General features: G+C 70.2%; 25 protein-coding genes and 5 tRNA genes. 17 read left to right on the top strand and 13 right to left on the bottom strand.

Annotation, left to right across the window (positions count from 1 at the left end):
• Nucleotides 1–13: 13 nt before the first annotated feature.
• The 8 genes from AB0L59_RS17475 to AB0L59_RS17440 all read right to left on the bottom strand — a co-directional run bounded on the left by AB0L59_RS17475 (nucleotide 14) and on the right by AB0L59_RS17440 (nucleotide 10,614).
• On the bottom strand, nucleotides 14–595 hold the full coding sequence (locus AB0L59_RS17475; RefSeq protein ID WP_026248371.1) for an ATP/GTP-binding protein: 582 nt from the start codon (nucleotides 593–595) through the stop codon (nucleotides 14–16).
• On the bottom strand, nucleotides 576–1,145 hold the full coding sequence (locus AB0L59_RS17470) for a DUF742 domain-containing protein (protein ID WP_365584017.1): 570 nt from the start codon (nucleotides 1,143–1,145) through the stop codon (nucleotides 576–578). The genes AB0L59_RS17475 and AB0L59_RS17470 overlap by 20 nt, the downstream gene beginning before the upstream one ends.
• A gap of 97 nt (nucleotides 1,146–1,242) precedes the next feature.
• Nucleotides 1,243–1,656 carry a roadblock/LC7 domain-containing protein gene (locus tag AB0L59_RS17465; protein WP_004983065.1) on the bottom strand — a complete coding sequence of 138 codons (414 nt, stop codon included), beginning with the start codon at nucleotides 1,654–1,656 and terminating at the stop codon, nucleotides 1,243–1,245.
• A 10-nt stretch (nucleotides 1,657–1,666) separates the two neighbouring features.
• Nucleotides 1,667–4,879: a nitrate- and nitrite sensing domain-containing protein gene (locus AB0L59_RS17460; protein WP_365584014.1), complete on the bottom strand. Its 3,213-nt coding sequence runs from the start codon at nucleotides 4,877–4,879 to the stop codon at nucleotides 1,667–1,669.
• Between the two features lie 393 nt (nucleotides 4,880–5,272).
• Complete coding sequence (locus AB0L59_RS17455; protein WP_184970470.1) at nucleotides 5,273–5,848, bottom strand: ATP/GTP-binding protein; 576 nt, start codon at nucleotides 5,846–5,848, stop codon at nucleotides 5,273–5,275.
• The gene (locus tag AB0L59_RS17450; protein WP_009190816.1) at nucleotides 5,829–6,227 is read right to left on the bottom strand and encodes a DUF742 domain-containing protein; all 399 of its coding nucleotides are present in this window, start codon (nucleotides 6,225–6,227) and stop codon (nucleotides 5,829–5,831) included. The genes AB0L59_RS17455 and AB0L59_RS17450 overlap by 20 nt, the downstream gene beginning before the upstream one ends.
• A 112-nt stretch (nucleotides 6,228–6,339) precedes the next feature.
• Nucleotides 6,340–6,753, bottom strand: a complete 414-nt coding sequence (locus AB0L59_RS17445) for a roadblock/LC7 domain-containing protein (RefSeq protein WP_005479910.1) — start codon at nucleotides 6,751–6,753, stop codon at nucleotides 6,340–6,342.
• A 9-nt stretch (nucleotides 6,754–6,762) separates the two neighbouring features.
• Nucleotides 6,763–10,614, bottom strand: a complete 3,852-nt coding sequence (locus AB0L59_RS17440) for a nitrate- and nitrite sensing domain-containing protein (RefSeq protein ID WP_365584012.1) — start codon at nucleotides 10,612–10,614, stop codon at nucleotides 6,763–6,765.
• A 569-nt stretch (nucleotides 10,615–11,183) separates the two neighbouring features.
• Between AB0L59_RS17440 and AB0L59_RS17435 the strand changes: the two genes are divergently transcribed.
• From AB0L59_RS17435 to AB0L59_RS17395, 9 genes are all read left to right on the top strand, one after another.
• Nucleotides 11,184–11,372, top strand: a complete 189-nt coding sequence (locus tag AB0L59_RS17435; protein WP_365584010.1) for a hypothetical protein — start codon at nucleotides 11,184–11,186, stop codon at nucleotides 11,370–11,372.
• 336 nt (nucleotides 11,373–11,708) lie between these two features.
• The gene (locus AB0L59_RS17430) at nucleotides 11,709–12,494 is read left to right on the top strand and encodes a fumarylacetoacetate hydrolase family protein (RefSeq protein WP_365584007.1); all 786 of its coding nucleotides are present in this window, start codon (nucleotides 11,709–11,711) and stop codon (nucleotides 12,492–12,494) included.
• Complete coding sequence (gltX, locus tag AB0L59_RS17425; RefSeq protein ID WP_365584004.1) at nucleotides 12,487–13,971, top strand: glutamate--tRNA ligase; 1,485 nt, start codon at nucleotides 12,487–12,489, stop codon at nucleotides 13,969–13,971. Before AB0L59_RS17430 ends, gltX begins: the two co-directional genes overlap by 8 nt.
• A gap of 253 nt (nucleotides 13,972–14,224) precedes the next feature.
• The gene (locus AB0L59_RS17420) at nucleotides 14,225–14,956 is read left to right on the top strand and encodes an HAD family hydrolase (protein ID WP_365584002.1); all 732 of its coding nucleotides are present in this window, start codon (nucleotides 14,225–14,227) and stop codon (nucleotides 14,954–14,956) included.
• A gap of 90 nt (nucleotides 14,957–15,046) precedes the next feature.
• Nucleotides 15,047–15,118 (top strand) — tRNA-Gln (locus tag AB0L59_RS17415).
• A gap of 21 nt (nucleotides 15,119–15,139) precedes the next feature.
• Nucleotides 15,140–15,212, top strand: a tRNA-Glu gene (locus AB0L59_RS17410).
• Nucleotides 15,213–15,241: 29 nt separating this feature from the next.
• Nucleotides 15,242–15,314: transfer RNA gene (locus AB0L59_RS17405), tRNA-Glu, on the top strand.
• Nucleotides 15,315–15,335: 21 nt separating this feature from the next.
• Nucleotides 15,336–15,407, top strand: a tRNA-Gln gene (locus tag AB0L59_RS17400).
• A gap of 28 nt (nucleotides 15,408–15,435) precedes the next feature.
• Nucleotides 15,436–15,508: transfer RNA gene (locus AB0L59_RS17395), tRNA-Glu, on the top strand.
• A gap of 54 nt (nucleotides 15,509–15,562) precedes the next feature.
• Here AB0L59_RS17395 and AB0L59_RS17390 read toward each other — a convergent pair.
• Complete coding sequence (locus AB0L59_RS17390; protein WP_365584000.1) at nucleotides 15,563–16,207, bottom strand: MerR family transcriptional regulator; 645 nt, start codon at nucleotides 16,205–16,207, stop codon at nucleotides 15,563–15,565.
• 84 nt (nucleotides 16,208–16,291) lie between these two features.
• Here AB0L59_RS17390 and AB0L59_RS17385 point away from each other — a divergent pair, with 84 nt between their 5' ends.
• Nucleotides 16,292–16,801 carry a DUF4188 domain-containing protein gene (locus tag AB0L59_RS17385; protein WP_365583997.1) on the top strand — a complete coding sequence of 170 codons (510 nt, stop codon included), beginning with the start codon at nucleotides 16,292–16,294 and terminating at the stop codon, nucleotides 16,799–16,801.
• A gap of 70 nt (nucleotides 16,802–16,871) precedes the next feature.
• On the opposite strand, the gene ndgR is transcribed toward AB0L59_RS17385, so the two are convergent.
• Nucleotides 16,872–17,588, bottom strand: coding sequence for an IclR family transcriptional regulator NdgR (gene ndgR / locus AB0L59_RS17380; protein WP_009320373.1), 717 nt, complete (start codon nucleotides 17,586–17,588; stop codon nucleotides 16,872–16,874).
• Between the two features lie 195 nt (nucleotides 17,589–17,783).
• Here ndgR and leuC point away from each other — a divergent pair, with 195 nt between their 5' ends.
• From leuC to AB0L59_RS17360, 4 genes are all read left to right on the top strand, one after another.
• The gene (gene leuC, locus AB0L59_RS17375) at nucleotides 17,784–19,208 is read left to right on the top strand and encodes a 3-isopropylmalate dehydratase large subunit (protein ID WP_365583994.1); all 1,425 of its coding nucleotides are present in this window, start codon (nucleotides 17,784–17,786) and stop codon (nucleotides 19,206–19,208) included.
• Nucleotides 19,209–19,213: 5 nt separating this feature from the next.
• Nucleotides 19,214–19,807, top strand: a complete 594-nt coding sequence (gene leuD / locus AB0L59_RS17370; protein ID WP_365583992.1) for a 3-isopropylmalate dehydratase small subunit — start codon at nucleotides 19,214–19,216, stop codon at nucleotides 19,805–19,807.
• Between the two features lie 265 nt (nucleotides 19,808–20,072).
• Nucleotides 20,073–20,303: a hypothetical protein gene (locus AB0L59_RS17365; protein WP_365583990.1), complete on the top strand. Its 231-nt coding sequence runs from the start codon at nucleotides 20,073–20,075 to the stop codon at nucleotides 20,301–20,303.
• Nucleotides 20,304–20,439: 136 nt separating this feature from the next.
• Nucleotides 20,440–21,090: an HU family DNA-binding protein gene (locus AB0L59_RS17360; protein ID WP_365583988.1), complete on the top strand. Its 651-nt coding sequence runs from the start codon at nucleotides 20,440–20,442 to the stop codon at nucleotides 21,088–21,090.
• Between the two features lie 70 nt (nucleotides 21,091–21,160).
• Here AB0L59_RS17360 and AB0L59_RS17355 read toward each other — a convergent pair whose 3' ends face one another.
• Both AB0L59_RS17355 and cofC read right to left on the bottom strand, forming a co-directional pair.
• Nucleotides 21,161–21,364 carry a hypothetical protein gene (locus AB0L59_RS17355; protein ID WP_365583986.1) on the bottom strand — a complete coding sequence of 68 codons (204 nt, stop codon included), beginning with the start codon at nucleotides 21,362–21,364 and terminating at the stop codon, nucleotides 21,161–21,163.
• Between the two features lie 122 nt (nucleotides 21,365–21,486).
• On the bottom strand, nucleotides 21,487–22,125 hold the full coding sequence (gene cofC, locus AB0L59_RS17350) for a 2-phospho-L-lactate guanylyltransferase (RefSeq protein ID WP_365583983.1): 639 nt from the start codon (nucleotides 22,123–22,125) through the stop codon (nucleotides 21,487–21,489).
• Nucleotides 22,126–22,277: 152 nt separating this feature from the next.
• Here cofC and AB0L59_RS17345 point away from each other — a divergent pair, with 152 nt between their 5' ends.
• The 3 genes from AB0L59_RS17345 (at nucleotide 22,278) to AB0L59_RS17335 (ending at nucleotide 25,315) form a co-directional block, all read left to right on the top strand.
• Nucleotides 22,278–23,048, top strand: a complete 771-nt coding sequence (locus tag AB0L59_RS17345; protein ID WP_365583981.1) for a lysophospholipid acyltransferase family protein — start codon at nucleotides 22,278–22,280, stop codon at nucleotides 23,046–23,048.
• Entirely contained in the window at nucleotides 23,045–24,055 is a 1,011-nt protein-coding gene (locus AB0L59_RS17340; RefSeq protein WP_365583979.1) for an NAD(P)H-dependent glycerol-3-phosphate dehydrogenase, read from the top strand. Before AB0L59_RS17345 ends, AB0L59_RS17340 begins: the two co-directional genes overlap by 4 nt.
• A gap of 102 nt (nucleotides 24,056–24,157) precedes the next feature.
• Nucleotides 24,158–25,315, top strand: coding sequence for a D-alanine--D-alanine ligase family protein (locus AB0L59_RS17335; RefSeq protein ID WP_365583976.1), 1,158 nt, complete (start codon nucleotides 24,158–24,160; stop codon nucleotides 25,313–25,315).
• A 9-nt stretch (nucleotides 25,316–25,324) separates the two neighbouring features.
• Here AB0L59_RS17335 and AB0L59_RS17330 read toward each other — a convergent pair whose 3' ends face one another.
• Nucleotides 25,325–25,843 (bottom strand): DUF3515 domain-containing protein, encoded by a 519-nt coding sequence (locus tag AB0L59_RS17330; RefSeq protein WP_365583973.1) that lies wholly within the window; start codon nucleotides 25,841–25,843, stop codon nucleotides 25,325–25,327.
• Nucleotides 25,844–25,855 lie beyond the last annotated feature (12 nt).

Raw genomic sequence — 25,855 nt, 5'->3', positions numbered from 1 at the left:
CGGAGCGGCAGCGTTACCGCAGGCGCGCCATCAGGGCGTGCTCCACCAGCGTGATCAGGGCCGACTTGGCGTCCGCGCGGTGGCGGGCGTCGGTGGTGATGATCGGGGTGTCGGGGCCGATCTGCAGCGCTTCGCGGACCTCGTCCGGGTTGTACGGCTGGTTGCCGTCGAAGCCGTTCAGGGCGATGACGAACGGCAGGCCGCTGTTCTCGAAGTAGTCGACCGCGGGGAAGCAGTCGGCGAGGCGCCGGGTGTCGACCAGGACGATCGCGCCGATCGCGCCGCGTACCAGGTCGTCCCACATGAACCAGAAGCGGTCCTGGCCGGGGGTGCCGAACAGGTACAGGATGAGGTCCTGGTCCAGGGTGATGCGGCCGAAGTCCATGGCCACCGTGGTGGTGGTCTTGTCTCCGGTGTGGGTGAGGTCGTCGATGCCGGCCGAAGCGGACGTCATGACGGCCTCTGTGCGCAGCGGGTTGATCTCCGAGACGGCGCCGACGAACGTGGTCTTGCCCACGCCGAAGCCGCCCGCCACCACGATCTTCGCGGAGGTGGTGGAGCGGGAAGGACCGCCGCTAGAGCTTGCGAAGTCCACTGAGCACCCTTTCGAGCAGTGTCACGTCTGGCTGGCCACCGGCGTTCTCGTCGCCGCCGGGCTGATGGATGGCGACCAGGCCCGCCTCCGCCAAGTCGGCGACGAGGATCCTGGCCACGCCGAGGGGGATTGTCAGGAGCGCGGAGATTTCGGCTACCGACTTGATCTCACGGCAGAGGTTGCAGATCCGCTGATGCTCGGGCAGCTGGCCCTGCATCTGGTGCGGAGCGGCGGTGGTGTGCACCAGCGCCTCGATGGCGAGCTGGTAGCGCGGGCGGGTCCGGCCGCCGGTCATGGCGTACGGACGCACCAAGGGGTTGTTCGACGCGGTCGCCGGCGCCGGCTCGGGGCGGCGCTGCGGCTGCACCGGCTGGATCCGCGGGGCCGGCGGCTGGTCGTACGGCGACGGGCCCGGGCCCTGCGGCGCGTACGGCTGCCGGTGGCTCGGGGCGGAGGGGAAGTTGTACCGGTTCGCCGAACCGTCGCCCTGACCCTGGGCAGGGCCGTACGACCAGTTACCCGAAGACGAACCGCTTGGGGGTGTTGCCACTCTCTTCTCCTCCTCCGACTGCGCCGGGCGCCCATCCCTGTGGAGCCGCGTCCCGAAACCTTACGGCCCCGGGACGCGAATACGCATCGTCCCTTGATTAGTTGAGAAGGCTTCCCTGGAGCTCCGCACGGAGATCCGGAGTGAGGACCGTGCCCGCGCGGTCCACCAGAAGGGCCATCTCGTACCCGATGAGGCCGATGTCCGCTTCCGGGTGGGCCAGAACGGCGAGCGAGGAACCGTCGGAGATGGACATGATGAAGAGGAATCCCCGCTCCATCTCCACAACCGTCTGGTTCACGCTGCCCCCCTCGAAGATGCGGGAGGCGCCTGCCGTCAGAGACGTCAGACCGGAGGCGACGGCCGCGAGCTGGTCGGCGCGGTCGCGGGGGAAGCCTTCGGACATCGCCAGAAGGAGTCCGTCGGCGGAGACCACCACCGTGTGGGACACCCCCGGGGTGTTGTCCACGAAGTTGGTGATCAACCAGTTCAGGTTCTGTGCCGCCTGGCTCATCGGGCTCACACTAACGCTCCTGGTTGTAGGTGCTGTCAGGACCGAAGCCCTGGCCGTTCGTTTCACTGCCTGCGCTGCGTCCGCGCTGGACGCCCCGACGCAGGTTGCTCAGCCTGCCCCGGACGTCCTCCGGGGCGCGGGAGACCTGTGGGCCTCCCTGAGGGGTGGTTTCGGCGGAACCCGAGACCAGATTGGCCTTGGGCACCCGCCGCGGCAGGCCCGAGGCGGTGACCCCGCCTGCCTTGGGCTTCCGGAGCTGCGACGCCTGCTGCCAGCGCTCGTCGTTCTGCGAACGCCAGCCGCTGTCGCCGCCCGTCGCCGGGGTGTTGCCCGGTGCCGGCGTTTCCTGCTGCACGCGCGCCGTGCCGCCCGCGGGACCGGAGCCGTTGGCGCCGCTCGCGACGGATCCGCGGCGGGGCAGCCCGGCGTCGGTCATCTCGTGTGCGGCGGGAGAGGCCGCTCCCGGACGGTCGAAGCCTACGCGGTTCCCCTCACTCGCGTCAGCGGCCTGCGGGGATTCCGTTTCCGGAGCGTAATGGGCCGGGTAGCCGTTCTGGAACGCGTCCTGCTGGGGCTGCTGCGGCCAGTCGTCCTGGTACGACGGGTTCGCCGCCGGCTCCGTGTACGCGGGTTCCGGGTAACCGCCGGTGGGGGAGAAGCCGTCGTGCTGCGGCAGCTCGCCGTTCGGTGCGTAGTACTGCTCGTCGTACGGCTTCTCGTACGAGGCGGAGGGCGACTCCGAGTAGGTCTCCTGGTACGGCTCCTGGTACGCGGCCTGCTGCTCCTCGTACCCGCGCTGCTGTTCCTGGTAGGCGGGCTGCCCGGTGAAGAGCGGGTCCTCGTACGCCGGAGTCTCGGCGGTCTCCCGCTGTGCCTCGGCGGGCTGCTGGCCGTGGCTCTGCGCCTCCAGGGCCGCCCGGCGCTCCTCACGCATCAGGGAGCGGCCGACGGGGTCCAGCTCGCGGATGTCGTCGGGGACCTCCGGGTACTGGCTGTCGTCGAAGCCCAGCTCGGCAGCGGTGCGCATCGGCTGCACCTGCTGGAAGCTCTCGCCCTGGAACTGCTGCTCCGGGATGATCTGCGAGACGGTGAACTCCTCGCGGTCCAGCGGCGCCTCGCCGCCACCGCCGTGCGTGATCGCGTCCGGCAGCATGACCAGGGAGGTCGTACCGGCCTGCTCGCCCGAGGGCCGCAGCTGGACGCGGATGCCGTGCCGGTCGGACAGCCGGCCGACCACGAACAGGCCCATGCGCTGGGAGATCGCGGCGTCCACGGTCGGCGGGTTGGCCAGCTTGTGGTTGATGTCCGCGAAGTCCTCGGCCGTCAGGCCGATGCCCTTGTCGTGGATCTCGATCATGACGCGGCCGTCGGGGAGACGGGTCGCGGTGACGCGGACCTTGGTCTGCGGGGAGGAGAACGTCGTCGCGTTCTCCAGCAGCTCGGCGAGCAGGTGCACGAGGTCGGTGACCGCGCGGCCGTGGATCTCGGCCTCCGGGACGCCGGACAGCTCGATGCGCTCGTACTGCTCCACCTCGGAGGAGGCGGCGCGCAGCACGTCGACCAGCGGGACCGGCTGGTCCCAGCGGCGGCCGGGCTCCTCGCCGGCGAGGACCAGGAGGTTCTCGCCGTTGCGGCGCATACGGGTGGCCAGGTGGTCCAGCTTGAAGAGGTTCTCCAGCTGGTCCGGGTCGGCCTCGTTGTTCTCCAGGTCGGTGATCAGGGTCAGCTGGCCCTCGATCAGCGACTGGTTGCGGCGCGAGAGGTTGGTGAAGATCGCGTTGATGTTGCCCCGCAGCAGGGCCTGCTCGGAGGCGAGCCGGACCGCCTCGCGGTGGACCTGGTCGAAGGCGCGGGCGACCTCGCCGATCTCGTCCTTGGTGGTGATCGGGATCGGGGCGACCCGGGTGTCGACCCGGCCGGGGTCGGTGCGCGAGAGCTGGTCGACCAGCATCGGCAGGCGCTGCTCGGCGATGCCGAAGGCGGCGTTGCGCAGCTGGCGCATCGAGCGGCTCATCTGGCGGGCCACGGCACCGGCCAGGATGAACGCGAGCAGCAGGGCGACCACGACGACGGCACCGGTGATGAAGGCCGAGGTCTTGGCGTTGTCGGCGATGTCCGAGGCCTCGCTCACCGCCTTGTCGGCCATGTCCGACTCGATCTGGCGGTAGGCCTTGTACTTCAGCGTGTTGACCGCGAACCAGTTGTCGGCGGTGATGCCCCTCAGCGCGAGCCCCTGGCGGGTGAGCGCGCTGGTGTCCCTCATGGTGGAGAGCGCCGCGACGATGTCCTTGGGGTCGGACAGGAACTGCGGGTTGCTCGCCTTGGCCTTCGCCGCCTGGGCGGAGACCTCCGCCTTGATCTGGTCCTCGAGGCCGCTCAGCTTCTGCGCGTCGGCCTCGGTGCCACCGCCGATGTACTCCTCCCGGGCAATGCCCTCCAGGTAGGCGTACGAGGACAGGGCCACCCGCTGGGTCGCCAGGTTGGGGGCGTCCGGACCGGGCTTGACCAGCAGATGGGTGCCGATCGACCGCTCCAGCGACAGCGCAGCCTTGGTCAGCGAGATGGCGTAGACGGTACGGCCGTAGGAGGTGATGTTGCCGGTGCCCAGACCCAGCTCGTTGGCGAACTCCATCAGGGGGTGGCTGACGGCGACGTAGCCCTCTTCGGTCTCTACGCCGTGCTCCCTGGAGGTGTACGCGATCTGCCGCAGCTGGCCCAGCTTGGGCTCCGCCTCACGGAACAGCTTCAGCCGGCGCACCAGGCCCGACTTCTGCGGCATGTTCTGCGCCGCCTGGTCGAAGGCGTCGGCGGCGTCGTCCGTGGCCTTGCGGGCCCCGTCCACGATCGCCTTGCTCTTGCTGTCCGTCTTGTGCAGCAGCAAGGGCTCCGCGGTGACGTCACGTTCGTTGTCGAGCGCGTCGGCGTAGGTGAGGGCGGCACGCACCAGGCGGGCGGTGTTCTCGGCGTCCCGGGCCTGCTGCCAGGTGTCGATCGAGCTCTTCACCTGGAAGCCGCCCATGACGAGGCCGACCGCCACGGGTATCAGCAGGATCGCGTTCAGCCTGGTCGGCACGCGCCAGTTTCTCGGCGAGAAACGGCCGCCGCTCGGCGCGGGAGTGGCCGCCGGCTCCGCACCGGGTACGGGGGTGGGCGCCGCAGCGCGCGGCGGCGGGGTGAAGTTGCCCCGCGCCGACGGCTCGGGACCGTTCTTGCTTCGCCTCACTCGACCAACAACCTCTCGGCGGTCGGCACCTACGTCGTGCCGCAGTCTCTCAGAGCCCCGTTCGTCATCGACTGATGAGTACGTCTTCGACTATTGGGCAGTTCAGGCATTCCAGCACGTGGACCAGTGCTCTTCCAAACAGCGGAAACCCCTGAGGGGCACGCTTGTAAGCCCCAGATAAAACGGTCATAAAGAGCGAGCCCCGTCAAAAGGCGGGGCGTTTGTGAGCGCAGCGGTACTGCGTGACCGCGTCGCGTGGTGATGTCAGGGGATTCCTCTGCCGAACTGTTATGAACACCGGAGCCGACCGTGTCAAAGGCCACAGTCGGCTCCAGTGTGTTTACGACAACTGCCGTACCGGACGTCGTACTTGGGTGCGTACGTACGTCCGTGCTACTTGAGGCGCGCCATCAGGGCGTGTTCGACCAGGGTGATCAGGGCGCTCTTGGCGTCGGCCCGGTGCCGGGCGTCGGTCGTGATGATCGGCGTGTCCGGCCCGATCTGCAGCGCCTCCCGCACTTCCTCGGGGGCGTAGGGCTGCTGGCCGTCGAAGCCGTTGAGCGCGACGACGAACGGCAGGCCGCTGTTCTCGAAGTAGTCGACGGCCGGGAAGCAGTCGGCGAGGCGCCGGGTGTCCACGAGCACCACCGCGCCGATCGCGCCGCGTACCAGGTCGTCCCACATGAACCAGAAGCGGTCCTGGCCGGGGGTGCCGAACAGGTACAGGATGAGGTCCTGGTCCAGGGTGATGCGGCCGAAGTCCATGGCCACCGTGGTGGTGGTCTTGTCTCCGGTGTGGGTGAGGTCGTCGATGCCGGCCGAAGCGGACGTCATGACGGCCTCTGTGCGCAGCGGGTTGATCTCCGAGACGGCGCCGACGAACGTGGTCTTGCCCACGCCGAAGCCGCCCGCCACCACGATCTTCGCGGAAGTGGTGGCCCGGCCCGCGTCAGAGCTTGCGAAGTCCACTGAGCACCCTTTCGAGCAGCGTCACGTCCGGAGCGCCGCCGTTGTTCTCGTCGCCACCCGGCTGGTGGATGGCGACCAGGCCGGCCTCGGCGAGGTCGGCGACCAGGATCCGGGCCACTCCGAGCGGCATGGCCAGCAGCGCGGAGACCTCCGCGACCGACTTGACCTCTCGGCACAGGTGGCAGATGCGCTGGTGCTCCGGGAGCAGTCCCATCAGGGCTGCCGGGTCGGCCGTGGTGCTGATCAGCGCCTCTATCGCGAGCTGATACCGCGGCCGGGTCCGGCCGCCGGTCATCGCGTACGGACGGACCAGCGGCTGGTCGCCCTCGTCCCCGTACGGTTCCGCGTACGGATCGTGATGGGCGGTGGGCGGGGTCATGAATCCTCCGGGCGGGACAGCAAGTCGGTCGGTCAAACCGTCTGTCGGGGGCCGGTGGGGGGATTGTGTCGGCCGGACGGTGGTTTGGTGAGGTGGGTGGTGCCGGGGGCGGTCAGTGGAGCAGACTTCCTTGGAGTTCGGCGCGAAGGTCCGGGGTGAGTACCGCACCCGCGCGGTCGACGAGCAGCGCCATCTCGTAGCCGACGAGACCGATGTCGCACTCGGGGTGGGCCAGGACCGCGAGGGACGATCCGTCCGAGACGGACATCAGGAAGAGAAACCCGCGCTCCATCTCGACGACCGTCTGTGCCACGTCGCCGCCCTCGAAGATCCGGGACGCCCCGGCCGTCAGCGAGGTCAGCCCGGAGGCGACGGCCGCCAGCTGGTCGGCGCGGTCCCGCGGGAACCCTTCGGACATCGCCAGCAGAAGGCCGTCGGCGGAGACCACCACCGTGTGCGACACCCCGGGGGTGTTGTCCACGAAGTTGGTGATCAACCAGTTCAGGTTCTGTGCCGCCTGGCTCATCGGACTCAACTAACGCTCCTGCTGGTGAGTGGGGCTCGGGTAGCTGCCGGTCTGGCCGCTGCCGGCCTGACGGCCCTGAGCGATGCCCCGACGGAGATTGGTCAGCCGTCCGCGCACGTCGTCAGGCGCACGCGAGACCTGCGGACCGGCTTGGTGCTGTTGCTGCTGAGCCGTGCCCGGGACGAGGTTCGCCCGGGGCACCCGGCGCGGCAGGCCGGAGGTGGTGACACCGCCCGCGGCGGGCTGCCGGACGCGCTCCGCCTGCCGGACGAGTTCGTCGTTCGGCGAGGTGCGCCAGGAACCGGTGGTGGAGCCGTTGCCGTTGCCGCCCACGGGGCGCTGCGGAGCCGGGGCCGGTGCCTGGGGCTGCTGCGGCGCGGACTCCTGCTGCGGACCGCCGTGGAACCAGTTGGTCTCCAGCGTGTCGTACAGCGGGGTGCGGCCGTCGACCGGACCGCTGGCCGGCGGCAGCGCCTCCGGCTCACGGTGCACCGGACGCTGCTGCTGCGGGGCCGGCGGGCGCGGGGCGCCGAAGTCGCCGCGACCGGCCGGCTGCGGGCGCTCGAACTGACCGGTGTGGGCGGGGTTCTGGCGCCCGGGCAGCGCGTGCCGGCCGGTGGAGCTGCCGTCGTAGCCGCCGTCGAAGTTCTGCGGCGCCGGGAACTGACCGATGTCCTGGCCCGTGTTCCGCGCGGCGTCGTCCTGCCGGGGCGCCGGCGTGCCGAAGACGTCCGAGCGGACGAACGGGCCGGAGCCCTGACGGTCGCCGGGCTGCTCGAAACGGCCGGACGGCTCGGGCGCCTCGGGACGCTGGAACTGGCCGGTCTGCTGGGGGTTGTCGGGACGCGCGAACTGGCCGGTCTGCTGAGGGTTGTCGGGACGCTGGAACTGGCCGGTCTGCTGCGGGTTGTCCGGGCGGGCGAACTGGCCCGTGTTCTGCGGGTCGCCCAGGCCGTTCGGATCGCGGCGCGGGAACTCGCCCGTGGCGGCCGGTCCGTGGGTGTCGATCCGGGGCATCTCCGCGGTCGAGCCCGGGCCCTGCCGGTCGTCGATGCGCGGCATGCGCCCGGTGTGCGCCGGGTCCTGCTCGTCGTGGCCGCGCGGGATGTCCAGCGAGGCACGCGACAGCGGGGCCTGGGTGTCGCCCCAGTCCGGGGTGCGAGGCTGCCGGCCGTCGCCGCCGGGCAGTTCGGCCCGCGGGCCGCCGCGCGGCGGCAGCTGGGGCTGGCGTCCCTGGTCGGAGGCGGCGCCGGGCCGCTGCGGGCCGCGACCGCCGAAGGCGTCCTGCTGCGGTCCGCCCGGATTCGTGGCCTGCGGCCCCTGCGAGGCGCCGGGCGCCTGACCGCCGAAGCCACCCGCACCGGAACCCGCGGGCGCCGGCCGGCCCTGCTGCGGGCCACCGAGGCCACCGGGACCGCCCTGGGGGCCACGCGCACCTGGGCGGCCGCCCTGGCCGGTACCGGGCAGCGCGGCCCGGGGACCCTGGCCGGCGCCGACCTGGCCGCGCGGAGCGGGACCGGCACCGAGCAGACCGCCGCCGGCCGGAGCGCCGCCGAGGGCACCGCCCTGGCCGTTGCCGCCGTTCGCGCGACGGGCCGCGGCCGCACCGGCGGCCGCCTGCGCGGCGGCGGGGCCGCCGGTGCCACCGGGCGCGCCCGGCTTGCCCGGAGCGGGCTTCTTGCCGCCCTGGGCCACGTCCACGGGCAGCATGACCAGCGCGGTCGTACCACCGGAGTCGGACGGGCGCAGCTGGATGCGGATGCCGTGCCGCTGGGACAGACGGCCGACCACGAAGAGGCCCATGCGGCGGGAGACGGAGACGTCCACGGTGGGCGGCGAGGCGAGCCGCTCGTTGATCGCCGCGAGGTCCTCCGGGGAGAGGCCGATACCGGTGTCGTGGATCTCGATCAGCACCCGGCCGTCGGGCAGTGCGTGACCGGTGACCTTGACCTTGGTCTGCGGCGAGGAGAACGACGTCGCGTTCTCCAGCAGCTCGGCGAGCAGGTGCACGAGGTCGTTGACCACGCGGCCGGCGACCTCGGTGGTCGGCACGGAGGCCAGCTCGATGCGCTCGTACTGCTCCACCTCGGACGCGGCGGCGCGGAGCACGTCGACCAGCGGGACCGGGCGGGTCCAGCGGCGGCCGGGCTCCTCACCGGCGAGGACGAGGAGGTTCTCACCGTTACGGCGCATACGCGTCGCGAGGTGGTCGAGCTTGAAGAGCGAGGACAGCTGGTCCGGGTCGGCCTCGCGGGACTCCAGTTCGGAGATGAGCGACAGCTGCCGCTGGATGAGGCCCTGGGAGCGGCGCGAGAGGTTGGTGAACATCGCGTTGACGTTGCCCCGCAGCAGGGCCTGCTCGGCGGCGAGGCGGACCGCCTCGCGGTGCACGTCGTCGAAGGCCGCGGCCACCTGGCCGATCTCGTCCCGGGAGTGCACACCGACCGACTCCACGGAGGTGTCCACGTCCTGCGGGTCGGACTCCGACAGCTGCTTGACCAGGTCGGGCAGGCGGTCCTGAGCGACCTTGGTGGCGGTCTCCTGGAGCCGGCGCAGCGAGCGGATCATGGAGCGGGCCACGACGAAGGCGCCGACCAGCGACACGCCGAGCACGAGCAGGATCAGCGCACCGGAGATGATCGCGTCCTGCTGGGTGGCGCTCTTCAGCTCGCGGGCCTTCTGCTCCATGTCCTCGAGCAGCGTGTGCTCGATCTTCTTCATCTGCTCGATCTTGGTCGAGCTGTCGTCCACCCAGTCCTTGTACGAGCGGGCGTTCAGGCTCTGGAGGCCGTCGGGAGAGTCGAAGACGCGCTTGGCGTAGGTGTCCGCGGACTCGATCGTCGGGTTGCCCTCGTCGATCGGCTTGAGGAGTTCCTCGGCGTTGTTGCTGGCGTAGATCTTCCGGAAGATCGCGATCTCGGAGTTCTCGCTCTCGTACGCCGACTGGCCGTAGAGGCGGTCGTTCGTCGAGAGGTCGCCCTTGGTGGAAGTGGTCGCGGGCAGTGCGGCGGCGATCGTGGCGCGCTGCACGGAGGCGTACTCCTTGGCGGTGGAGAAGGCCGCCAGGGCGCGGGTGCGCGAGATCATCTCCGGGTTGCTGGACGCCTGGGCCATGTCCTGGGACAGGTCGATCAGCTGGGTGATGAGCCGGTGGTAGGCCTCGATCGTCTGGGTCGAGTTGCCCTTCGAGTCATAGGCGCTCTTGCGGATCTTCGCCAGCTGGTCGAGCTGGTTGAAGATGCCGACGAGGTTGTCGCGGACGCCCTGGAGGTTGCCCTCCTTGCTCGCGGCGTCGATCTCCTCGGTGGCGTTCTGGAAGTTCAGCAGGGCGCGGTCGGTCTTGTCCCGGTAGCCCTTGATCGAGTAGTCGCTCGCCGTCAGACCGTGGGACATCGGACCGGCGGACTGGTCGCGCTCCTCCTGGAGCGCGGCTGCCAGCTCGGTGGCCTGCTTGGTCATGTCCGTCAGCAGCTTCATGTTGTCGAGCTGCTGGATGTCGGTGATGTTCTGGTCGATGCGCAGCGCGCCCAGCGAGGTCGCCGCGACCACGGGCAGCGCCAGCAGCGAGACCAGGCGCGTGGAGATGCGCCAGTTGCGCAGGGCCATGCGCGAGCCGGGGCCGGTGGGTCCCTTGACGGGCTTCACGGCCGGCGCGGGGGTGGCGCCGGAGTTGCCGGTCCCGATGGAGGCCGACGAGGCCGACACGCCGGGGCGTCCGCCGCGCTCACCGCCGTCCCCGGACGGGGCCGGGCCCGGGTTCTGGGCGTGCTGGGGCGAGGAGCTGCCCTTCATGGGACCAGTCCCGTCGTGCGACTCCGGCTCCGCCGAAGCGCTGCCATCCCTCTTGAAACGTCCCTGCACTAGTGTCGCAACCTCTGGACCAGGCGCCCCTCCGCGCGAACGGAGGGACACGGTGTCGGCGTTCTGGAGAGCGTCCTGAACACGCCCCCCGGTGGTCTTGAGTGACCGGCGCTGGTTCCCCCCTGTCTCGCCGCCGCTCGGCGCTGCTTCGCGCCCTGTGCGCCGGCTCGATCCCGCGGCGGTCCGTGGAATTCCAGCACAGTGCCGGATCTCCAACAAGAGCCGTGCCCCGAGCTGTGACCTCCGTGACGGGCTGTGAGTGGCGCGTCACCAGCCGTGGACGATGATCCCGAACATAACGGGCGTATCGCTGCGAGTCGTTGCTCGGTGCCAGGTGTCTGAGTCGCCATGATCAGGAGCGGAATGATGGCTTCAGGGAGTCAATGTCCGTTTCATCGGGGCGAGTTGGGGATGCGATTTGACCGAATTGTCCGCGAGGTCGTGAGCAAACTCACACGCGCCGCCTCGGCAGTTGGCGCCATCGGCGGGGAATCGGATGTTTAGCCTGACGCTTTACAAGAGGGACGACTCTGCAAACCCACTCGACCAGAGGGCACAGGACCACAACGGTGAAGACGACGATGATGTTCCACAAGATCGCCAACCCGCGACGCACGACCCTGGCGCATCTGAAGGACGCCGGCGAACTGCAGACGCCCGAGCCGCCGGAGGGCTCCGTCGATCTCCCCGCCCAGACGGCCAACCCCCGGCGCACGATCCTGGAGGTCGTCCCGGCAGGCGCGGCGGCCGCAGAGTAGCCGACCGGCACTCACCTATTCCGCTGAATTTCCGGGATCGCGTTTTCGTACGAGCCCCGGCCCGGTGGTGACGCACCCGCCTGAATTCTCCCGGACCGCATTTCCGGGTGCCTCGGCGATCATCCCGAACGCACCGGCGGCCGCGCTCCCGCGGCCGTCGGCGCAGCGTTCGGCCCAGGTCACGGCGGTGCGGCCGCACACCGAACCCCGCGAACCCGCAATTCCGGCGCCCCCCATTCCCGCACCGGAAAAGCGCTGCCGCCGAACCTGTCCGGGCCCGACCGGTTAACCTGGGGCGTCAGTACGCCGGTTCTCAGTAAGGGGCGCAAGGATCCCGTGCGCATCGCCAGGTTCTCCATCGACGGGAACGTAGCCTTCGGCGCGGTCGAGGGCGACAAGCAGGACGGACTCGTCCTCGACATCATCAAGGGCATCCCGTTCGCGGACTACGAGCTGTCCGGTACGAAGGTGCCGCTGAGCAAGGTCAGACTGCTCCCGCCGGTCCTCCCCAACAAGGTCGTGGCGTTCGGCCGCAACTACGCCGACCACGCGCGCGAGCTGGGCAACGAGGTGCCCGAGGCGCCGTTCGCCTTCTTCAAGCCCTCCACCTCGGTGATCGGGCCCGGCGACGACATCCAGTACCCCTCCTTCTCCGAGGAACTGCACCACGAGGCCGAGCTGGCCGTCGTGATCGGCCGCATGTGCCGCGAGGTGCCGCGCGAGCGCGTCAAGGACGTGATCTTCGGCTACACCTGCGCCAACGACGTCACCGCCCGCGACGTGCAGAAGCGCGAGAAGCAGTGGGCCAGGGCCAAGGGCTTCGACACCTCCTGCCCGCTCGGCCCCTGGGTGGAGACCGACCTGGACCTCGAGCGCGCGAACGACCTGACCGTGCAGCTCACGGTCAACGGCCGGCAGCGCCAGCTGGGCCGCACCAGCGAGATGATCCACCCCATCGAGGACCTGATCGTCAACATCTCCGAGGCCATGACCCTGCTGCCCGGCGACGTCATCCTCACCGGCACCCCCGCGGGGGTCGGCCCCCTGAACGTCGGCGACGAGGTCGCCGTCACCATCGAAGGCATCGGCACTCTCACCAACAAGGTTGTCAAGCGTGGCTAGCGCACCCGGCTCACCCGTACGCGTCCGTTTCTGCCCCTCGCCCACCGGTAACCCCCACGTGGGCCTGGTCCGCACCGCCCTGTTCAACTGGGCGTTCGCCCGGCACCACCAGGGCACCCTGGTCTTCCGCATCGAGGACACCGACGCGGCCCGCGACTCGGAGGAGTCGTACGACCAGCTGCTCGACGCGATGCGCTGGCTCGGCTTCGACTGGGACGAGGGCCCCGAGGTCGGCGGTCCGCACGCGCCGTACCGGCAGTCGCAGCGCATGGACATCTACGCCGACGTCGCGCAGAAGCTCCTCGACGCCGGCCACGCCTACCACTGCTACTGCTCCCAGGAGGAGCTGGACACCCGCCGCGAGGCCGCCCGCGCCGCCGGCAGGCCCTCCGGCTACGACGGCCACTGCCGTGACCTGAGCGCCGAGCAGGTCGAGGAGTACAAGGCCCAGGGCCGCACCCCGATCGTCCGCTTCCGGATGCCGGACGAGACGATCACCTTCACCGACCTGGTCCGCGGGGAGCTGACGTTCACGCCCGAGAACGTGCCGGACTACGGCATCGTCCGCGCGAACGGCGCCCCGCTGTACACGCTGGTCAACCCGGTCGACGACGCCCTGATGGAGATCACCCACGTCCTGCGCGGCGAGGACCTGCTCTCCTCCACCCCGCGCCAGATCGCGCTGTACAAGGCGCTGACGGAGCTGGGCATCGCCAAGCAGACCCCGCGGTTCGGCCACCTGCCGTACGTGATGGGCGAGGGCAACAAGAAGCTCTCCAAGCGTGACCCGCAGTCCTCGCTGAACCTCTACCGCGAGCGTGGCTTCCTGCCCGAGGGCCTGCTCAACTACCTCTCCCTGCTGGGCTGGTCGCTCTCCGCCGACCAGGACATCTTCACGCTCGACGAGATGGTCGCCGCCTTCGACATCTCCGACGTGAACCCCAACCCGGCGCGCTTCGACCTGAAGAAGTGCGAGGCGATCAACGGCGACCACATCCGCATGCTGGATGTGAAGGAGTTCACCGAGCGCTGCCGCCCGTGGCTGAAGGCCCCGTTCGCGCCCTGGGCGCCCGAGGACTTCGACGAGGCCAAGTGGCAGGCGATCGCCCCGCAGGCACAGACCCGCCTGAAGGTCCTGTCGGAGATCACCGACAACGTCGACTTCCTGTTCCTGGCCGAGCCGGTCTTCGACGAGGCCTCGTGGGCCAAGGCGATGAAGGAGGGCTCCGACGCCCTGCTCCGCACGGCCCGCGAGAAGCTGGAGTCGGCGGACTGGACGTCCCCCGAGTCCCTGAAGGGGGCCGTCCTGGCCGCCGGCGAGGCCCATGGCCTCAAGCTCGGCAAGGCCCAGGCCCCGGTCCGCGTCGCCGTCACCGGCCGCACGGTCGGCCTGCCCCTCTTCGAGTCCCTTGAGGTCCTGGGCAAGGAGAAGGCGCTGGCCCGGATCGACGCGGCGCTTGCGAGGCTGGCGGCCTGACACACCCGGCCGCGCAGGGGGCGGTGACGGCCACGGGCTGTCGCCGCCCCCGTGTCACAGGATCGGCTTGGAGTGTCTATGGGGGATTCATGGGGGAGATTTTTCTCCACGGAACTCCGGACGCGGTCTGGTCGGCCCCCTGCGACGGCTCCCTCGTGACCCGGAACCGGCACCGGGGCGGTGGGTCTGGCGGGGCGGGCACGACTGACCTGTTTCCGGGACGCGGTCTCGGGGCCGGGGTTACCGTCGCACCATGAGCATCCGCGCCGTGGTCTGGGACGTCGACGACACGCTTTTCGACTACACGTCGGCGGACCGCGAGGGCATGCGCGCCCACCTCGTGGCCGAGGGCCTGCTCGACGGGTACACATCAGCGGGACAGGCCCTCGCACGGTGGCGCGAGATCACCGATCTGCAGTGGGCGCGGTTCTCGGCCGGGGAGGCGACCTTCGAGGGGCAGCGGCGCGACCGGGTACGGATCTTCCTCGGTGCGGAGCTGACCGACGAGGAGGCCGACGCCTGGTTCCGGCGGTACCTGGGGCACTACGAGGCCGCATGGAGTGTCTTCCCGGACGTCCTGCCCGCTCTGGAGGCCCTCTCCGCCAGCCACCGGCACGCGGTGCTGTCCAACTCCAGCATCGCGGTCCAGGAGCACAAGCTGCGCACCCTCGGCCTGCTCGACCGCTTCGAGGCCGTGCTGTGCGCCGCCGAGCTCGGCGTCTCCAAGCCCGAGGCCGGCGCCTTCCTGGCCGCCTGCGAGGCGCTGGGCCTGCCACCGCACGAGGTGGCGTACGTCGGCGACCACCCGGAGATCGACGGCCGGGGCGCCGCCGAGGCCGGGTTGCTGTCCGTGTGGATCGACCGCGGAACGGCCTCGGTCCGGGCCGTCGGAGAGGTCGTCGCGCACCGGATCGCGACCCTCGCCGAACTCCCCGCGCTCGTCCGCGCGGATACCCGTTTTGGAGCCCCGTCCACCTTCGGGTAATGTTCTTCCTGCGCCGAGGGGAGCGGGCCGGAAGGCCTGAGCCCCGAGGAGCGAACTAGAACGAGAACCCCGCAGGGGCTTGAGTTCCAGTGGCCTATGGTGTAATTGGCAGCACGACTGATTCTGGTTCAGTTAGTCTTGGTTCGAGTCCAGGTAGGCCAGCTCGCAGAGCTTATCTGCAAAGCCCCCGTTGTGTAGCGGCCTAGCACGCTGCCCTCTCAAGGCAGTAGCGCCGGTTCGAATCCGGTCGGGGGTACGGATCCTGATGTTGTCGGGATCGCTAGGGCCCCCGTTGTGTAGCGGCCTAGCACGCCGCCCTCTCAAGGCGGTAGCGCCGGTTCGAATCCGGTCGGGGGTACTGACTGGTCTAAACCATCATTGGTCTATGGTGTAATTGGCAGCACGACTGATTCTGGTTCAGTTAGTCTTGGTTCGAGTCCAGGTAGACCAGCTCGGACCTGCGGAAACGCAGTGTCCACGCCCCCGTTGTGTAGCGGCCTAGCACGCCGCCCTCTCAAGGCGGTAGCGCCGGTTCGAATCCGGTCGGGGGTACGCACAGGAAGGCCCTTCGCTTCGGCGGAGGGCCTTCGTCATGCCCGGCGCCGGCTACTCGAAGCCGTACCGCCGCGTCGACTCCTCCTCCTGGGCCAGCCGGTGCAGCGCCCGCAGCAGCGGCTCGTTGAGGATCGCCCCCAGGACCGCGAACTCGATCCGCTCCGCCTCCGACGGGTGCGTCTCCATGTTGTCCAGGTCGAGGACGGCGGTCCGGTGCATCAACTCGGCGTACGGCGCGACCTGTTCGGCCCCCCAGTCGTAGCCGAGCCGGCGGAACGCGGCCACCGCCACCACCAGCGAGCGGTACGCGGGGGAGATGGATGTGAGCCGCTTCGCGTTCTGCCAGCCGAGCCGGTCCAGGAGCGTGGCGACCTCCTGGTGGGCGGCCTGGACGTACTCGTCGTCCTCGTCCGGCTCCGGCACCTGCGGCAGCGCCCACAGCGCCGCGCCCAGGCGGATCGAGCGGCCCAGGGAGTCGTCGTCCACGTGCCCGAGCACCTCGCGCACCTTGGCCACCGGCACCCGGCCCACCTGGATCATCGCCCGCACCAGCCGCAGCCGGCGCAGATGCCCCTCGTCGTACTCCGCCGTCGTGGCGTTGATCTGGCGGCCGGGTGGCAACAGCCCTTCGCGCAGGTAGTACTTGATCGTCGCGGTGGACACACCGCTGCGTCTGCTGAGTTCGGCCAGCCGCATGTCTTGCGCTCCTTATCGGATAACGGCACTATCCAAGCATCGCTACTCGGATAGCGCTGCTCACCAACGAGGGGGACGTGGGTCATGGTGTCCCGTACGACCGCCGACGCGAGGGGCGAGGTCGTCGTCCTGCTGATCGGCATGCGCATCAACCGCCTCTGGGCCGTGCACCTGTGGCTGCCGGTGATGCTCGCGATGTTCCGCATGCTCCGGGAGCTGGTGAAGGACCCGGGGCGTGGACTGCTCGGCAAGGTCCTGCTGACCGCCTCGCCGCGGTCGTACTACGTCGTGCAGTACTGGGAGTCCAAGGACAAGCTGTACGCCTATGCGACCGCGCCGGACGCGTTCCATCACCGGGCGTGGGCCGTGATCAACCGCAAGGAGCGCAGCGGGAAGCTGCGGGGGCAGGTGGGGATCTGGCACGAGACGTACGTCGTGCCGGAGGGGTCGTACGAGGCGATCTACGGCGACATGCCGGCGTTCGGGCTGGCCGCCGCGCACGGGCAGGTGCCGCTGGAGAAGCGGGGGCGGTACGCGAAGGACCGGTTCGCCCATCGGTCCAGGACGGCACCCGCGGCCGAGAAGGCCGGCTGACGGGGGGGGCGGGGAGGGCCTGCCGCGGCGTTGAGGCGGGCCCTCCCCGGTGTTCCCGGAAGGCTTCCTCTCAGCCCGAGCGGCGCAGGGCCTCCGACAGGCGGGCGGCGGCGTCGATGACGGCCTGGGCGTGCATGCGGCCGGGGTGGCGCGTCAGGCGCTCGATCGGGCCGGAGACGGACACGGCGGCCACCACGCGGTTGGAGGGGCCGCGGACGGGGGCGGAGACGGACGCGACGCCCGGCTCGCGCTCGCCGATGGACTGGGCCCAGCCGCGCCGCCGTACACCCGACAGGGCCGTCGCCGTGAAGCGGGCGCCCTGCAGGCCCCGGTGCAGACGCTCGGGCTCCTCCCAGGCCATGAGGATCTGCGCCGAGGAGCCGGCCTTCATCGTGAGCGTGGAGCCGACCGGCACCGTGTCTCGCAGACCGGACAGGCGCTCGGCCGCGGCGACACAGATGCGCATGTCACCCTGGCGCCGGTAGAGCTGCGCACTCTCGCCGGTGACGTCGCGGAGGTGGGTGAGCACCGGGCCGGCCGTCGCCAGCAGGCGGTCCTCGCCCGCGGCCGCGGCCAGCTCCGCGAGGCGCGGGCCGAGGATGAAACGGCCCTGCATGTCGCGTGCCACCATGCGGTGGTGTTCCAAGGCCACGGCCAGGCGGTGAGCCGTGGGTCGTGCCAGTCCGGTGGCCCCGACCAGACCCGCGAGGGTGGCCGGACCGGACTCCAGAGCGCTCAGGACGAGGGCCGCCTTGTCCAGAACGCCGACGCCGCTACTGTTGTCCATGCAACGATACTCGCGTCTCACTCTGTGAAACGCAAGTTCAATTTTCCGTGGAACGCGCCACCCTGGAATCACACAGCGGCCCGCAGACCAACGGGCCCGGTGGTGGACGCCCGGACACGACACCTGGGGCGCGGGCGTCTCCTCCTCAAGATCTCTAGTTGGGCCGGTGCACGCTTGCCGGCCGGAGGGAAAGCGATGGGTAGGACACTCGCGGAGAAGGTCTGGGACGACCACGTCGTCCGGCGCGCCGAGGGCGAGCCCGATCTCCTCTTCATCGATCTGCACCTGCTGCACGAGGTGACCAGCCCGCAGGCCTTCGACGGGCTGCGCAAGAACGGCCGGCAGGTGCGCCGTCTCGACCTCACCATCGCCACCGAGGACCACAACACCCCGACCCTCGACATCGACAAGCCCATCGCCGACCCGGTCTCCCGCGCCCAGCTGGAGACGCTGCGCAAGAACTGCGCCGAGTTCGGGGTGCGGCTGCACCCGCTCGGTGACGTCGAGCAGGGTGTCGTCCACGTCGTGGGGCCGCAGCTGGGTCTGACCCAGCCGGGCACCACCGTGGTCTGCGGTGACTCGCACACCTCCACCCACGGCGCGTTCGGCGCGCTGGCGTTCGGCATCGGCACCTCCCAGGTCGAGCACGTGCTGGCCACCCAGACGCTGCCGATGGCCCGCCCCAAGACCATGGCCATCACGGTCGACGGCGAGCTGCCCGAGGGCGTCACCGCCAAGGACCTGATCCTGGCGATCATCGCGAAGATCGGCACCGGCGGCGGCCAGGGCTACGTCCTGGAGTACCGCGGCTCCGCCATCGAGAAGCTCTCGATGGAGGCCCGGATGACCATCTGCAACATGTCGATCGAGGCCGGTGCCCGCGCCGGCATGATCGCCCCCGACGAGACCACCTTCGCGTACCTCGAGGGCCGCCCGCACGCCCCCGAGGGCGCCGACTGGGACGCGGCCGTCGCGTACTGGAAGACGCTGCGCACCGACGACGACGCCGAGTTCGACGCCGAGGTCGTGATCCACGCCGACGAGCTGTCGCCGTTCGTCACCTGGGGCACCAATCCCGGCCAGGGCGCGCCGCTTTCGGCAGCCGTCCCCGACCCGGCTTCGTACGAAGACGCTTCGGAGCGCTTCGCCGCCGAAAAGGCCCTGGAGTACATGGGGTTGGAGGCCGGGCAGCCGCTGCGCTCCATCAAGGTGGACACCGTCTTCGTAGGCTCCTGCACCAACGGCCGCATCGAGGACCTGCGCGCCGCCGCGGACCTGCTGCGGGGCCGCAAAGTCGCCGACGGCGTACGGATGCTGGTCGTCCCGGGCTCCGCGCGGGTCGGTCTGCAGGCCGTCTCCGAGGGCCTGGACGTGGTCTTCAAGGAGGCCGGCGCCGAATGGCGGCACGCGGGCTGCTCGATGTGCCTGGGCATGAACCCCGACCAGCTGGCCCCGGGCGAGCGCTCCGCCTCCACCTCCAACCGCAACTTCGAGGGCCGGCAGGGCAAGGGCGGTCGTACGCACCTGGTGTCGCCGCAGGTCGCGGCCGCCACCGCCGTCCTGGGCCACCTGGCCTCCCCCGCCGACCTGTCCGACGCCCTCGCGCCCGCTGGAGTCTGAGAACCATGGAAGCCTTCACCACCCACACCGGCCGGGCCGTCCCGCTGCGCCGCAGCAACGTCGACACCGACCAGATCATCCCTGCTCACTGGCTCAAGAAGGTCACGCGTGACGGCTTCGAGGACGGGCTGTTCGAGGCCTGGCGCAAGGACCCGGAGTTCGTCCTCAACCGTCCCGAGCGGCAGGGCGCCACGGTGCTGGTCGCCGGCCCCGACTTCGGCACCGGCTCCTCCCGTGAGCACGCCGTCTGGGCGCTGCAGAATTACGGCTTCAAGGCCGTGATCTCCTCCCGCTTCGCGGACATCTTCCGGGGCAACTCGCTGAAGAACGGCCTGCTCACGGTCGTGCTGGACCAGAAGATCGTGGACGCGCTGTGGGAGCTGACGGAACAGGACCCCACTGCTGAGGTCACTGTGGACCTTGAGGCTCGTGAGGTTCGCGCGGAGGGCATCACCGCCTCCTTCGAGCTGGACGAGAACTCCCGCTGGCGGCTGCTGAACGGCCTGGACGACATCTCCATCACGCTCCAGAGCGAGGCGGACATCGCTGCGTACGAGGCCAAGCGGCCCACCTACAAGCCGCGCACCCTCCAGGCCTGATCCGCACCCCCTGAGCGGGGCGGGTTTCGGCCACGCCAACACCCCGTCTGTACCCCCGATCGCCACGATCGGGGGTACAGCCGTGTCTGCGCCCGAACAGCCCCGCACGCTCGGCAGATCCTGCTCAACTTCCCACGTTAAGAAGGGTGTTGCCTGGGTACGTGAGTGCTGGGATCGCGGCCTCCGCAAGTGCCTGGAAGGCCATTCGAGGCGGCAGTTGCCCCCTGCGCAGGCGACAACTCGCCCCAGATGGCACAATCTGTGCATGGAACACGACGGCCAACTCCAGCTCTATACGGCGGTCGCGAACCAGCTGAAGGAAGCGCACGCAAGGGTGCGCGCACTGCAAGTCCCGGAGGGCGTACGGATGGCGCTGACCCGGAAGCTGCTGGTCATTACGGCCGCGGCCAAGCACGATCTCGCCGCTGCGGCAAGGCGGCTCGAGCAGTTCAACGCGGACCTCAACGAGGGTCGGATCCCCGACGAGGACCGCTGAACAGCCCGAGATCACCGAGTCCGTTGCGGCACAAGGGTGATTAGCCCGTTTCGTGTTTGATTTGCGGTATATATCTGCCTAACGTGCGAAAAAGCTTGAACACTTTCGTTCTGGCGATGTCTCCGAAGGGGAAGACGTGAACAAGGCGCAGCTCGTAGAAGCGATTGCCGACAAGGTGGGTGGCCGCCAGCAGGCCGCCGAGGCTGTCGATCATGTCCTGGACGCCATCGTCCGCGCGGTCGTCGCGGGCGAGCGGGTCTCGGTCACCGGCTTCGGGTCCTTCGAGAAGGTGGACCGCCCCGCCCGTTACGCCCGCAACCCTCAGACGGGCGAGCGGGTTCGGGTCAAGAAGACCTCCGTGCCGCGCTTCCGTGCCGGTCAGGGCTTCAAGGACCTGGTGAGCGGCTCGAAGAAGCTCCCGCGCGGTGGCGAGGTCTCGGTCAAGAAGGCGCCCAAGGGCAGCCTGACCGGCGGTGCCGCGGCGACGGTCAAGAAGGCCGCCGCGAAGAAGACCACCAAGGCGGCCGCGAAGAAGACCACGGCCAAGAAGGCGGCGCCGGCGAAGAAGACGACCGCCGCCGCGAAGAAGACCACGGCGAAGAAGGCGCCCGCCAAGAAGACCACGGCGACCGCCAAGACCACCGCGGCGAAGAAGACCACCGCCAAGAAGGCGACGGCCAAGAAGGCCCCGGCGAAGAAGGTCACCGCGAAGAAGGCCCCGGCCAAGAAGTCGACGGCCCGCAAGACCACCGCCAAGAAGGCCACCGCCCGCAAGGCGACCGCGTAAGGACGCCATGGCACTCACGCGCCGGGCCGGACTCCCCTGGGAGCCCGGCCCGCGGCGTGTGTAAGGGCAGTTACAGGGTTTGAAGGGTTACGAGGGTGATGCGCAGCCCCTCGCCCCGCCCCTCGGTCTCGATCCGCACGCGCTGCCCGGGGCGCAACAGCAACAGGCCTCCGGCGTCGAACGCGGCGGTGTCGAAGGACACGGGGGTGCCGTCGTCGAGGAGCACCTGTCCGCTGCGGGTTTCGGGGTCGTAGGTGTATGCCGTGGCCTGCATGGCGCCAGCCTAGTGTTCGCCGTTGCGGGACGCGTCGCAGGGCCGCGGGCGCTCTGTGGGGTGCGGGCCCGCCGTGGCCGGGCGCGCGGTTTCCCCGCGCCCCGTCGGGACACCGGGCACCCTCACGACCCCGGGATCAGCAACTTCGCCGACGCCGCGGCCGTGAACGGCCCGACCCCCAACGCCAGGGCCGCCCGCAGATCGCTGCCGGTGTCCACGTCCTGCCGTACCGAATCCACGCCCGCCAGCCGGAGTTCTTCCGCCCCGGACGCGCGGTGACGGGAACGGGAGTCCTCGCCGAACTCCGGCCGCAGTTCCCCCTCCGGCCCCGCCGCCAGCAACGTCGTGCCCAGCTCGGCCGCGTCCGCGAGAAACGCCCTGGAGAACTCCTCCGCCGCCCCCAGTACGACCGCCAGTTCCGCCGGGCGCAGTGCGGGCAGATCGGCGTTCAGGGCCGCAACCGGTGTGCGCGGGCGCATGTCGCGTACGACGGCCGCACCATGCGCCAGAGCGGCGTTCAGGCCACCTGCCGGCGCGTCCGCGACGATCCGGGCCCCCAGCGCCGCCAGCTCGCGCGCCGCCAGCTCGTCGTCCGTGACGACCACCACATCCGCCACCGTTGTACAGGCCACCGCCGCGGCCACCGTGTCCTGCGCGAACGCGAGCGCCAGCCCCGGGCGCAGGCCGTCGCCCGCGGTGTCCGAGAGCCTGCTCTTGGCCCGGGACAGAGGCTTCAGCGGGATGACCAAGGTCCATTGCACCGGCGTACCGTCCCTCTCTCGTCGCGATCATTGTCCCCGTGCCATCTGGCGCCACCTGTGGCGGGGCGTACGGTGTTCTCGACAGACCGGCGGCTCGGAGCGACACTTGTGCGGCCCCCGCCGGGATGACAGCCCTAGAGGAAGGTGTCCTTGTGCCCCGCCGCAGAATCGGCTTCTGGTACCGCTTCGCCGCGGTGATCTGCAAACCGCCGCTGGTGGTTCTGATCAAGCGGGACTGGCGTGGAATGGAGCACATTCCGGCCGAGGGCGGATTTATCACCGCGGTGAACCACAATTCCCACGTGGACCCCTTCGCGTACGCGCACTATCAGTACAACACCGGGCGGGTTCCGCGATTCCTGGCGAAGAGCGGACTTTTCAAGAAGGGGTTCGTCGGCGCCGCCATGCGCGGCACCGGGCAGATCCCCGTGTACCGCGAGTCCACGGACGCGCTCAGCGCCTTCCGGGCCGCGATCGACGCCGTGGAACGCGGCGAGTGCGTCGCCTTCTATCCCGAGGGCACCCTCACCCGCGACCCGAACGGCTGGCCCATGACCGGCAAGACCGGCGCCGCCCGTGTCGCCCTGCAGACCAAGTGCCCGGTCATCCCCATCGCCCAGTGGGGCGCCAACGAACTGCTGCCGCCGTACGCCAAGAAGCCGAACCTCTTCCCGCGCAAGACCCATCACGTGCTCGCGGGCCCGCCCGTGGACCTGTCCCGCTTCTACGACAAGGAGATGACCCCGGACCTGCTGAAGGAGGCCACCGAGGTCATCATGGCGGCGATCACCCGCCACCTCGAGGAGATCCGCGGCGAGAAGGCGCCCGAGACGCCCTACGACCCGCGCCGCGAGCGGATCGAACAGCGGCGCCGCACCCAGGCGCAGACCACGGGCAGGGAACCGGAGGGGCAGACCAAGTGAGCAAGGCGGTTAAGGCGGCGGTCTTCAGCGCCGGTTCGTGGGGCACGGCCTTCTCCATGGTGCTCGCGGACGCCGGGTGCGAGGTCACCCTGTGGGCCCGGCGCGCGGAGGTCGCGGAGGCGATCAACACCACCCGCACCAACCCGGACTACCTGCCGGGCGTCGAACTCCCCGAGAACATGCGGGCGACCACCGACCCCGCCGAGGCCCTGGCCGACGCCGACTTCACCGTGCTGTCCGTCCCGTCCCAGACCCTGCGCGCCAACCTCGCCGAGTGGGCCCCGATGCTCGCCCCGGACACCGTGCTCGTCTCCCTGATGAAGGGCGTCGAACTCGGCTCCACCATGCGGATGAGCGAGGTCCTCGAGGACGTCACCAAGGTCGGCCCGGACCGCATCGCCGTCGTCACCGGGCCCAACCTGGCCCGTGAGATCGCCGCCCGCATGCCCGCCGCCGCCGTCGTCGCCTGCACCGACGAGGCCGTCGCCCAGCGCCTCCAGGCCGCCTGCCACACGCCGTACTTCCGGCCGTACACGGAAACCGACGTCGTCGGCTGCGAGCTGGGCGGTGCGGTGAAGAACGTCATCGGGCTCGCCGTCGGCATCGCGGACGGCATGGGGCTCGGCGACAACGCCAAGGGCTCGCTCATCACCCGGGGCCTCGCCGAGACCGCGCGGCTCGGAGTCGCGCTCGGCGCCGACCCGCTGACCTTCTCCGGACTCGCGGGCCTCGGTGACCTGGTGGCCACCTGCTCCTCGCCGCTGTCCCGCAACCACACCTTCGGCACCAACCTCGGCAAGGGCATGACCCTCGAGGAGACCATCGCCGTCACCAGGCAGACCGCCGAGGGCGTCAAGTCCTGCGAGTCGGTGGCGGATCTGGCCCGCCGGCACGGTGTGGAGATGCCCATCACCGAGACGGTCGTGGACATCGTGCACGAGGGCAAGCCGCCGGTGGTCGCGCTCAAGGAACTGATGTCGCGCAGCGCCAAGCCCGAGAGGCGCTGAATCTCCCTCGCGCGACGCTGAGCGACCGTTGGAGGGACGCTGAGTCACGGCGTCCCGGCGGGCGCTGACTCGGGGGATACCAACGGGTACTCTCAACGCGATATGAGCACCGAGAACCTTCCCCAGAGCCCTGAGCAGCCGTCGCGCAAGCCGCGCGTGGCCGTCGTGTTCGGCGGACGCAGCTCCGAACACGGGATCTCCATGGTCACCGCAGGCGCGGTCCTCAAGGCCATCGACCGGACGAAGTACGACGTCCTGCCGATCGGCATCACGCGGGAGGGCCGCTGGGTGCTCACCGCCGACGAGCCGGAGCGGATGGCCATCACCGACCGCCGTCTGCCCGCCGTCGAGGAGCTGGCGGAGTCGCACGAGGGCGGCGTGGTGCTCCCCGTCGACCCGGCCAGCCGCGAGGTCGTCTACAGCGAGCCCGGCTCGGTGCCCAAGGCGCTCGGCGAGGTCGACGTGGTCTTCCCGGTGCTCCACGGACCGTACGGCGAGGACGGCACCCTGCAGGGGCTCCTGGAGCTGTCCGGGGTGCCGTACGTGGGCGCCGGTGTGCTCGCCTCGGCCGTCGGCCAGGACAAGGAGTACATGAAGCGGATCTTCACCTCCTTCGGGCTCAAGGTCGGCCCGTACGTGCTGATCCGGCCCCGCGAGTGGGAGCAGGACGAGTCCGCCGCCCGCAAGAAGATCATCGACTTCGCCGGTGACCACGGCTGGCCGCTGTTCGTGAAGCCCGCGCGCGCGGGCTCGTCGATCGGCATCACCAAGGTCGACGACCTGTCCGGCCTGGACGAGGCGATCGCCACCGCGCAGGCACACGACCCGAAGATCCTCGTCGAAGCCGCCGTGCGCGGCCGTGAGATCGAGTGCGGGGTGCTGGAGTTCGAGGACGGTCCGCGCGCCTCGGTGCCGGCCGAGATCCCGCCGCCGGACGCGCACGCGTACTACGACTTCGACGCCAAGTACATCGACTCCACTCCCGGCGTCGTCCCGGCGCCGCTCACCGTGGAGCAGACGGCCGAGGTGCGGCGGCTCGCGGTGGAGGCGTTCGAGGCGGTCTCCTGCGAGGGCCTGGTCCGCGCGGACTTCTTCCTCACCGAGGACGGCGAGTTCGTGATCAACGAGGTCAACACCCTGCCCGGCTTCACGCCGATCTCGATGTATCCGCAGATGTGGCAGGCCAGCGGCGTCAGCTATTCCGAGCTGATCGACCGCCTGGTGCAGGCGGCGCTGCGCCGCTCGACCGGGCTGCGCTGAGCCTGCTGCTCACTTCATGGAGGCGATCCCCTCGGGGATCGCCTTCTTCACGGCCGGAGCCAGGTCCGTGAGGATCCCCGTGCCGTCCTCCTGCGCGGACATCCCCTTGGGCAGGCTGATCTGCACATAGGCCGTGCGGTTGGCCGTGGTGAACCGCCAGGTGCCGTCACCCTGCTTCTCCATGAGCCAGTCCACGCCGTTCACCCCGCCCGCGATGGCGTCGGGGTCCCCGCCCTCGGCCACCTTCGGATCGATCATCTTCGGCGGCCGTACGACACCGCAGCGCAGTATGATCGCCGGGTTTCCCCAGCCCGCCGTGTAGGCGGACCGGGGTTCGGGGTCGTTGCGGCTTCGTCCGTCGAGCTTGGACGGCAGCACCCGGTGCAGCTCCCGGCACACCGCCGCCGTCTTCGCGTCGGGACGGGGAACCGCCACGGTGGCGCTGTCGTCTGCGGAGGAGCAGCCCGCGACCGCGATCAGCAGCGCGGGCGCGAGCAGGCCGAGGGGCCGGTGACGGAAGATGTCCACCGGCCAAGGGTA

This window comes from Streptomyces sp. NPDC052109 (assembly GCF_040680195.1).
Lineage (GTDB): Bacteria > Actinomycetota > Actinomycetes > Streptomycetales > Streptomycetaceae > Streptomyces.
Note: the sequence above shows the minus strand (reverse complement) of the source record. Positions and strands in the feature narration are given on the sequence as shown.